Source organism: Streptomyces longispororuber, from assembly GCF_014656095.1.
Classification (GTDB): Bacteria; Actinomycetota; Actinomycetes; order Streptomycetales; family Streptomycetaceae; genus Streptomyces; species Streptomyces longispororuber.
Map to the genome: position 1 here is coordinate 1 of NZ_BNBT01000229.1, position 9,181 is coordinate 9,181.

General features: G+C 75.6%; 9 protein-coding genes. 5 read left to right on the forward strand and 4 right to left on the reverse strand.

Going from position 1 to position 9,181, the window contains the following annotated elements:
• Nucleotides 1–573 (forward strand): SbcC/MukB-like Walker B domain-containing protein (locus IE330_RS36450; RefSeq protein WP_268257390.1); only part of this gene is annotated, 573 nt, incomplete at its 5' end.
• A gap of 66 nt (nucleotides 574–639) precedes the next feature.
• Here IE330_RS36450 and IE330_RS36455 read toward each other — a convergent pair.
• Nucleotides 640–1,458: an inositol monophosphatase family protein gene (locus IE330_RS36455; RefSeq protein WP_229926179.1), complete on the reverse strand. Its 819-nt coding sequence runs from the start codon at nucleotides 1,456–1,458 to the stop codon at nucleotides 640–642.
• Nucleotides 1,459–1,618: 160 nt separating this feature from the next.
• On the opposite strand from IE330_RS36455, the gene IE330_RS36460 reads away from it, so the two are divergent.
• Entirely contained in the window at nucleotides 1,619–2,575 is a 957-nt protein-coding gene (locus IE330_RS36460) for an Lrp/AsnC family transcriptional regulator (RefSeq protein ID WP_190140475.1), read from the forward strand.
• Nucleotides 2,576–2,652: 77 nt separating this feature from the next.
• On the opposite strand, the gene IE330_RS36465 is transcribed toward IE330_RS36460, so the two are convergent.
• Nucleotides 2,653–3,099, reverse strand: a complete 447-nt coding sequence (locus IE330_RS36465; RefSeq protein ID WP_190140476.1) for an Lrp/AsnC family transcriptional regulator — start codon at nucleotides 3,097–3,099, stop codon at nucleotides 2,653–2,655.
• 94 nt (nucleotides 3,100–3,193) lie between these two features.
• Between IE330_RS36465 and IE330_RS36470 the strand changes: the two genes are divergently transcribed.
• Nucleotides 3,194–3,715, forward strand: a complete 522-nt coding sequence (locus IE330_RS36470; RefSeq protein ID WP_190140477.1) for a rhodanese-like domain-containing protein — start codon at nucleotides 3,194–3,196, stop codon at nucleotides 3,713–3,715.
• A 193-nt stretch (nucleotides 3,716–3,908) separates the two neighbouring features.
• Here the strand turns inward: IE330_RS36470 and IE330_RS36475 are convergent, their stop codons facing one another.
• The gene (locus tag IE330_RS36475; protein ID WP_190140478.1) at nucleotides 3,909–5,621 is read right to left on the reverse strand and encodes a DUF885 domain-containing protein; all 1,713 of its coding nucleotides are present in this window, start codon (nucleotides 5,619–5,621) and stop codon (nucleotides 3,909–3,911) included.
• Nucleotides 5,622–5,744: 123 nt separating this feature from the next.
• Here IE330_RS36475 and IE330_RS36480 point away from each other — a divergent pair, with 123 nt between their 5' ends.
• Both IE330_RS36480 and IE330_RS36485 read left to right on the forward strand, forming a co-directional pair.
• Nucleotides 5,745–6,329, forward strand: a complete 585-nt coding sequence (locus tag IE330_RS36480; protein WP_190140479.1) for a TetR/AcrR family transcriptional regulator — start codon at nucleotides 5,745–5,747, stop codon at nucleotides 6,327–6,329.
• A 162-nt stretch (nucleotides 6,330–6,491) separates the two neighbouring features.
• The gene (locus IE330_RS36485; protein WP_229926180.1) at nucleotides 6,492–7,361 is read left to right on the forward strand and encodes an NAD(P)-dependent oxidoreductase; all 870 of its coding nucleotides are present in this window, start codon (nucleotides 6,492–6,494) and stop codon (nucleotides 7,359–7,361) included.
• A 72-nt stretch (nucleotides 7,362–7,433) separates the two neighbouring features.
• Here IE330_RS36485 and IE330_RS36490 read toward each other — a convergent pair whose 3' ends face one another.
• Nucleotides 7,434–8,894, reverse strand: coding sequence for a GNAT family N-acetyltransferase (locus tag IE330_RS36490; RefSeq protein WP_229926181.1), 1,461 nt, complete (start codon nucleotides 8,892–8,894; stop codon nucleotides 7,434–7,436).
• Nucleotides 8,895–9,181 lie beyond the last annotated feature (287 nt).

The following is a 9,181-nucleotide window of genomic DNA, read 5'->3' on the forward strand; positions in this document are numbered from 1 at the left end:
CTCGCGCCGCTGCGCGAGGAGCACGACCGCCTGGCCCGCCTCGCCGCGCTCGCCGCGGGCACCGCCGCCGACAACGAACGCAAGATGCGCCTGGAGTCCTACGTCCTGGCCGCCCGGCTCGAACAGGTCGCGGCGGCGGCCACCGCCCGGCTGCGCCGCATGTCCTCCGGGCGCTACACCCTCGTCCACTCCGACGACCGCACCGGGCGCGGCCGTTCGGGCCTCGGCCTGCACGTCGTGGACGCGTGGACGGGCCGCGAGCGCGACACCGCGACGCTCTCCGGCGGCGAGACGTTCTTCGCGTCCCTCGCGCTCGCCCTCGGCCTCGCCGACGTCGTCACGGACGAGGCGGGCGGCGTCCGCCTCGACACCCTCTTCATCGACGAGGGCTTCGGCACCCTGGACGACCAGACCCTCGACGAGGTCCTCGACGTCCTCGACGCCCTGCGCGAGCGGGACCGCAGCGTGGGCATCGTCAGCCACGTCCCGGACCTGCGCCGCCGGGTGCACGCGCAACTGGAGGTCGTGAAGGGCCGGGAGGGCTCGGTGGTGCGCCAGCGGAGCGGGGTCTGACCCCGCGCGGGGTTCCGTCCCGGCGGCGCCCGGCCCCAGGGGCGCCCCTGGCCACCGGCGCCCCGCCTACCCCGCGCACAGCACTCCCAGCAGCCCCGCGTGCAACGCCCCCTCCGCCACGAGGAAGCCGTCCGCGCCCGCGCGCCACGCCCGGCCGTCCAGATCGGTGACCAGCGCCCCCGCCTCGCGGGCCACGAGCGCCCCCGCCAGCAGGTTCGCGTCGTCGCGCCCGCACAGCCAGAACGCGTGCAGCCGGCCTGCCGCGACATCCGCGACCTGCCACGACACCGGCCCGAGGTTCCGTACGGCGGTCACCGCCGGGACCACCGCGCTCAGCGCGCGCCCCGCCCGCGCCACCGCGTCGGGCTGCTCGGCGGCGAACGGCGGCTGGCTGGTCGCCACCACGGCGGCGCCCAGCTCCGCGCCGGCCGGGGTCGCGAGCGGGACGCCGTCGCACCGGGCGCCCAGGCCGCGCGCCGCCGTGTACGTCTCGCCCAGCACCGCGGAGTGCAGGACCGCCGCCACCGGCTCCCCGTCCTCGACCAGGGCGATGCTCACGCACCAGTGCGGCAGGCCGAGCAGGTACTGCACGGCGCCGTCGACGGCGTCCGCCACCCAGGCCCGGCCGGTGGCCGGAACCTCGGTCTCCAACTCGTCGGCCCAGACGGCGTCCGGCACCAGCGCGGCCAGCCGGTCCCGCAGGACGGCGGTGGCAGGGCCGTCGACCGCGTCGAACGCGGCCCGCAGCTCGGCCACCGTCCGGCCGGTTCCGGAGCGTGGCAGTCCGGCGACGAGCGCACCGGCCTCCTGCGCGGCGGCGGTCATGGCGGTGAGGAGCCGCGGAAGCGACGTGACTGGCGGGGCGTAGGTGGGTGTAGGGGACATCGAGGCCTCCTGGGTGGGTGACAGCCGGAACAGGCACCTGTCCGCGCATCTGTCTGCGCGTACCTGTCCGAGGGGGCGCCGGTGTGGCGTACGTCCACGATCACCGGGCCCCGGGCGCCGACGGCCCTCAAGCGCGCGCGGATGAGCGAAACTTGCCCCCATGGCCGGAGAAACGAGCGAAGACGTCCTCGACGAGCGCGATCAGCGGCTGGTCGCGGCCCTCCAGTGCGACGGGCGGCTGGCCGCCGACCGCGCCGCCGAGGTGCTCGGCCTCAGCCCGCGCGTGGTGCACCGCCGCTGGGCGGCGCTCCTCGGCGACGGGACGGTGCGCGTCGTCGGCCTGCCGGCGCAACCGGTGCCGCCCGCCGGGATGACCTTGCGGATCAAGGTGCTGCGCGGCCGGACCGAGATGATCGCCAAGGCGCTCGCCGAGCGCGAGGACGTACCGTTCGTGGACCTGTCCGCGGGCGGCGACGAGATCAGCGCGATCCTCCTGGCCGACACCGCGGCCCCGCACCGCCTCCTGCACCGGCAGCTCCCGGCGACGAACGCGGTGACGTCCGTCGACGCCCAGACCGTGCTGCACGTCTTCAAGGGCGCCCAGGACTGGCGCCACGACGTCCTGACCGCCGCCGAACGCGGCGCCCTCACCCCCGACTTCGCCGACCCCGGAGCGCAGGCGGACCGGGGCGACGCTACCGACCGGGCCCTGCTCGCCGCCCTGGCCGAGGACGGCCGCGCGCCGGCCGCCGCCGTGGCGCGTGCCACCGGTCACCCGGAGTCCACCGTGCGCCGCCGCCTGGCGGACCTGCGCGCCTGCGGCCTGCTGCGCACGCACGTCCACGTCGACGCGCGCCGCCTCGGCCTCCCCGTCGACGCCAACCTGCTGATGCGGGTCGCGCCCGGCCGCCTCGACGCCGTGGGGCGGACGCTGGCGGCCCACCCCGCGGTGCACGGCGCGCTCGCCACCACCGGCCGCGCCAACCTGCACGTCGCGGTGTGGCTGCCGGACCTGCCCGCGCTGTACGCCTTCCTGACCCGTGAGGTCGGGGCGCTCGACGTCGCGGCCGTGGAGACGCTGCTCGTGGGGCGGGCGGTCAAGCGGCCCGGGGCGTGAGACCGTACGGGAACCGGACGGTCAGCACCTCCGCGCCGCGGGGCCGCAGGGGACCGGGGCGCGTCCCGAGCGGCAGTTCAGCGGCCGAGCGGGCGCCCGGGCAGCGGGGAGGAGTAGACGATGCTCGTCGTGACGGACCCGAGCGCGCCGATCTTGCCGGAGACCTCCTCCAGGTGCCGCATCGACCGCGCGGCGACCTTGATGACGAAGCAGTCGTCCCCCGTGACGTGGTGCGCCTCCAGGATCTCGGGCGTCGCGTCGACCAGGTCGTGGAAGGGCTTGTAGTTGCCGTTGGGGTACCGCAGCCGGACGAAGGCGAGGATCGGCAGGCCGAGCCGCTCGGGATCGACCACGGCCGCGTACCGCTGGATCACGCCCGCCTCCTCCAGGCGGCGCACGCGCTCGGTGACCGCGCTCGCGGACATCGAGACGGCACGCGCCAGCTCGGCGTAGCTGGCCCGGCCGTCGCGCTGGAGGACGTCGAGGATGCGCCAGTCGGTGGCGTCCGTGGAATAACCGGTCATGTCCGAGAGGAAACAGGGAAAACACCGGCCGATCAAGAGGTACGCCGGGAATCACGGGTTCAGCGCCGCGTTCCCCGCCCGTAAATTTCCAGCCATGAACACGATCACCACCCAGCGCGCGTCCGGCACCCCGGCCACCGGCTCCCCGGCCCCCGTCAACCCGGTCCTCCGCGTGCCTCCGGCGTCCCCCGCCGCGGCCGCCGCCCACTTCGCCGCGAGCCTCGCCTTCCACGCTGACGTGTCGGACGTCGCCACCGCGCTCGCCGCCGACGGGGACCCCGGCTTCGTCGTCCTCGACTCCCGCTCCACCGCGTCCTGGGACCAGGGCCACGTCCCCGGCGCCGTCCACCTGCCCACCGCGCTGATCCCCGAGCAGGCCGAGACCCTCCTCGACAGGAGCGTCCCCGTCGTCACCTACTGCTGGGGCCCCGGCTGCAACGGCGCCACCCGCGCCGCCCTCGCCCTCGCCGAACGCGGCTTCCAGGTCAAGGAGATGCTTGGTGGCTTCGAGTACTGGGTCCGCGAGGGCTTCGCGTACGAGACCTGGGAGGGCCCGGCACGCGCCGAGGCCGACCCCCTGACGGCCCCGGCCGACGCGGCGGACTGCGGCTGCTGACCGGGCGGCGCGCGGCCCGATGCCCCGGCGGGGGTGGCCGCCTTTTCGCGCCGGCGCGCTCGTCCTCAAACGCCGGACGGGCTGGAACTACCCGCGGGACCACGCCGCAGGGGGAAGGATCACCGGCCAAGTGATCGGCTCCGAGGGCGGCTTCCGGCGGTGACCCCGGAAGCCGCCGTGCGGCGGGGGTGGCTCAGAGGGCCGACAGTTCGTCCACCAGGTCGTCCAGGCCGAGGGAGCCCTGGGAGAGCGCCGCCATGTGCCAGGCCTTCGCGTCGAAGGCGGCGCCGTGGCGGCGGCGGGCGTTCTCCCGGCCGAGCAGCCAGGCGCGCTCCCCGAGCTTGTAGCCGATGGCCTGGCCGGGGATCGTCAGGTAGCGCGTCATCTCGCTCTCGACGAAGTCCGCGGGGCGGCTGCAGTGCGCGTCGTAGAACTCCTGCGCCAGCGCGGGCGTCCAGCGCTCGCCCGGGTGGAAGTCGCTGTCCGCCGGGATATCCAGCTCCAGGTGCATGCCGATGTCGACGATGACGCGCAGGGCCCGCATCATCTGCGCGTCCAGGTAGCCGAGGCGCCGCTCCGGGTCGGTGAGGAAGCCCAGCTCGTCCATGAGGCGCTCCGCGTACAGCGCCCAGCCCTCCGCGTTGGCGCTGACGATGCCGACCGTCGCCTGGTACCGCGACAGGTCCTCGGCGACGTGCGCCCACTGCGCGAGCTGCAGGTGGTGGCCCGGCACGCCCTCGTGGTACCAGGTGGACACCAGGTCGTACACCGGGAAGCGGGTCTGGCCCATCGTCGGCAGCCAGGTCCGGCCGGGCCGCGAGAAGTCCTCCGACGGGGGCGTGTAGTACGGGGCCGCGGCGCCGCCGGGCGGGGCGATGCGGGACTCCACCCTGCGGACCCGCTCGGCCAGTTCGAAGTGCGTGCCGTCCAGCGCCCCGATGGCCTCGTCCATCAGCTCCTGGAGCCACTCCCGGACCTCGTCCACGCCGTCGATGTGCGTGCCGTGCTCGTCGAGGTGCGCCAGCGCCACCCACGGCGTGGCCGCGCCCGGCAGGATCTTCTCCGCCTCGGCGCGCATCTCGCCCAGCAGCCGGTGGTACTCCGCCCAGCCGTAGGCGTACGCCTCGTCCAGGTCCAGGTCCGTGCCGTTGAAGTAGCGGGACATGACGGCGTAGCGCTCGCGGCCCACCGTGTCGGGCGCGTCCGCGACCGCCGGCGCGTACACGTCCCGCATCCAGTCGCGCAGCGCCACCACCGCGCCGGTCGCCGCCTTCGCCGCCGCCTCCAGGTCGCCGCGCAGCGCCGCGGGCCCGTCCGCCGCGAACTCCTCGAACCAGCCCGGCCCGCCGGCGGGGCCCGCCCACTCCGTGAGCTGCCCGACGAACGTCGCCGTCGGCCGCGGCGCGGCCGGCAGGCCCCGCTCCAGGCCGAGCGCGAGCGAGGCGCGGTACCCCTCGTACGCGGCGGGGACCGCGCGCAGCCGCTCGGCGATCGCCGCCCAGTCCTCCTCGGTGTCGGCGGGCGTCACCGTGAAGATCTCCCGCACCTCGTGCGGCGGCGTCCCCAGGTTGCCGACGGTCCGCAGGTGCTCGTCGGCCTCGTGCACGGCGAGCTCCGCCGTCAGGCGCTCCCGCAGCAGCCGCCCGCAGCGGCGCTCGATCGGGGCGTCCGCGCCGGGCCGCGCCTCCGCCTCGTCGAGCCGCGCGAGGGTGGCGCGCAGGAGGTCGGCCCGCGCCGCGTGGCCCGCCGGGGAGAGGTCGGGCAGCTTGCTGTGGCTCTCCTTGACGCCGAGGTAGGTACCGGTGACGGGGTCGAGGGCCACGAGCTCGTCGACGAAGGCGTCGGCGACCTCACGGGGGAGCGGGCCGGAACCCGCGACGGTGCTGGGGATCTTCGTGTCTGACATGCGGACATCCTGATACGAGACCGGGGCGCGCGTCACGGGCGCGTGCCCGCCAGGACCCGGCCGCACCGGTACCACCCCTCGCTTTCTTGACTGATCGTTCCGGTTCGGACTAGCGTCTGCCCCATGGCCAGGACCAAGGAATTCGACCCGGACGCGGCGCTCGGTGCGGCGCTCGAACTGTTCTGGAGCCGCGGGTACGAGGCCACGTCCATGGCGGACCTCGTCGCGCACCTGGGCATCGGCCGCGCCAGCATCTACGCCACCTTCGGGAACAAGCGCGAGCTGTACCTGAAGGCCCTGGACCGGTACACCGAGCACAGCGAGCCGCCGCTGCTCGACGAGCTCTCCCGGCCCGGCCCCGCCCTGCCCGGGGTGCGCGCCGTCGTCCGCCGCTTCGCGCACGAGGCCGTCACGGGCGACACCCGGCGCACCGGCTGCTTCGTCACCAACACCGCGGCGGAGCTGGCCCCGCACGACGCGGACGCCGACCGCAGGGTGGAGCGGAACTGGGAGCGGCTCGAAACGCTGCTGTGCTCCGCGCTCACCCGGGCGCGGGCGCAGGGGGAGCTGGCCGCCGACCGCGACCCGCGCGCCCTGGCCCGCATGCTGCTCGTGCTGCTCCAGGGCATCCGCGTGGTCGGCAAGGTCTCCGGCGGCGAGGCCCGGGTGCGGGACGCCGCGCAGCAGGCGCTGGCCCTCCTCGGCTGACGTCCCGTACGCCTGAAGTCTCGCGCCGGTCCGAGGGTGTGTGGCTCACCGGCACCTCGTACCTCGTACCGGTCGTCGTACCGGCCCTCGTATACCCGCATAACAGAACGCTCGGTCAAGAACGGCGGCCGGAGACCGGCTGCTTCTCCCTTAAGGAAACCCATGGCACAGAAAAAGGTCGCCGTGCTCGGCACCGGCATCATCGGCGCCCCGGTGGCGCGCAACCTGCGAGCGGAGTTCGCCGTGAGCGTGTGGAACCGCACGCCCGCCAAGGCCGCGGAACTGGCCACGACCGACGGCGTCGTGGCGCACGCCACCCCGGCCGAGGCGGTCGCGGGCGCCGACGTCGTCGTCACCGTCCTCAAGGACGGGCCCGCGGTGCGCGAGGTGATGGAGGCCGCCGCGCCCGCCCTCGCGCCGGGCACGGTGTGGATCCAGCTCAGCACGGTCGGGGCGGACGCCGTCGGCGACCTCGTGGACCTCGCCGCACGGCACGGCCTCGTGCTGTACGACGCCCCGGTGCAGGGCACCAAGCAGCCCGCGGAGAACGGGCAGCTCGTCGTCCTCGCGGCCGGTCCCGCGGCCGGGCGGGACCGGGCGCAAGCCGTCTTCGACGCGATCGGGAGCCGCACGGTGTGGGTCTCGCAGGAGCCCGGGGCCGCGAGCCGCCTCAAACTCGCCCTGAACAGCTACGTGTTCGCCCTCACCCATGGCGCCGCCGAGAGCCTCGCCCTGGCCGAGGGGCTCGGCGTCGACCCCGCGCTGGTCGTCGACGTGATCGCGGGCGGCCCGCTGGACAGCCCGTTCTTCCGCGCCAAGGCGGCCGCCATGCTGGCGGGCGCGTACGACCCCAGCTTCTCCGTGGCCAACGCCGCCAAGGACGCCCGCCTGGTCGTGGCGGCCGCGGGGGCCGCCGGTGTCCCGGTGGACGTGACGGCGGCCGGGCTCCGGCGGTTCGAGCGGGCGGCCGCCGCGGGCCACGGTGCCAAGGACATGGCCGCCTCCCGCCTGGCCCCGGACGCGGCGGCCTGAGCCCGGCGTCCGGGGCCCCGGGCGGGGCGCCCTCGGGGCCGGGGTCCCGCCCCGGCCCCGACGCCGCCCGCGCTACGGGCGGCGGTCGTACGGCAGCGAGGAGCGCACAGCGGTGGAGTCGAGGCGGGCGGTGATCACCAGCGTGCCCTCCTCGATCTGGAAGTCGAGGGGCAGGGCGAGGCCGCGCATCGCCGCGACCATGCCGGTGTTGGAGGACTGCGTCACCGCGTAGACGCTGTCGCAGCCCGCCTCGGTCGCCATGGCCACCAGGCGGGCGAGCAGCTCCCCGCCGATGCCGCGCCGCTGCCACGCGTCCTCGACGAGCAGCGCGATCTCCGTCTCGTCGCCGTCCCACAGCAGGTGGCCGAGGCCGACGACCCGGCCGGAGGCGGTGCGGGCGGCGAGCGTGCGGCCGAAGCGCGGGCTCAGCAGGTGGTTGAGGTAGCGGTCGGCGTCGCCCACCGGCCCGTGGTAGCGCATGCGCAAGGTGTGCGGGGAGCAGCGCTCGTGCATGGCCTTCGCGGCGTCGAGGTCGGCGCCGTCGGCGCGGCTGACCGTGATGTCGCTGCCCTCGGCGAGCGTGAGGACGTCCTGGCCGCGCGGCACGCGCGGGCCGAGCCGGGCGTCGAGCTCCACCAGTGCCCGCGCGCGGGCGAACTCCGTGGGTGTGAAGGGCAGATGGGGCCGCTCGATCGTGATCACCCCGCCCTCGGGGGCCCGCAGCCGCAGCACGGTGCCCTCCCAGGCGCCCTCGACCGGCACCATGTCGTCGGGGCCGCCCGCCGCGGAGCCGTGCCCCTCCGGCGCGGGCCGGGCGGGCAGCGAGCGGATCGTGCACCGGCCGAGCAACTGGCGCAGCGCGAGCGGCAGCTCGGCGGCGTCCAGGGCCGTGCGGGTGGCGAGGCCGAGGATGCGCGTGGGCGCGTCCACCAGGTCGTGCGCGTCCGCCCGCTCGATCCAGGTGCCGGAGCCGCCCGCCCGGGCGACCGCCCGCGTGAGGTCCGCCGCGGGCAGCGCGGCGGGCGCCCGCAGCAGGAACTCGTCGACCGTGCCGTCGCCCAGCGGGTGCGTCTGGAGGCTCAGGATGTCGACGCGCTCGTGCGCGAGCGCCGTGCACAGCGCGGCGAGCGAGCCCGGCTCGTCCCGCACGGTGGTGCGCATGCGCCACAGGGCCGTCTCCTCGGGCGCCGTCGGGGCGGCAGCGGTGCCCGTCCGGGCGCCCGCTGCGGTGGCACCGTCCGGTGCGGGGGCGCCCCGGTCCTCCGTGGCGGAGGGCCGGGGGCCGGTATCGGTTCCGCCCGGGCCGGGGGGCGCGTGCGTGTGGCGCCGTGCCCACCAGGTGTGGAACCCGGCCGTGGCGACCAGCACGACCGCCGAGACGAGCAGCAGCTCGGGCCCGTCCGGGCCGTGGCCCACGAGGTTCGCCACGGCGTCCGCGACCGCCACCGCCGTGAACAGCGCGGCCAGCTCGATGACGTCCCGGCGCCAGTGGTGCACCGGCCTGCCGTGTTTCCTGCGTGTCACATCAGACATGTCAGCACTCATACGGCCACTGTGGCCCACGGGTGTTGCGTGATCACAAACGCTCTGTGTCCGATGAGTTAAGTACGATTCTGCCGGTTTGGCCCCCTTTTGGTGGCTCTTTCGGTCGCTTTTCTGTCCCGTTCGGATGTCCATCGATCTCCCCCGTCGGCCGTACCGGTCTGTTGGCCGGTACGGGCCCATCGGCCGGGCACGGCCCCCGGCCGCGCCCGGCTGTGCGCCCGCCGGTGCGGCACCGGCGGACACGGTCCTCCTGACGTCCGGCGGACGCCCCCGCC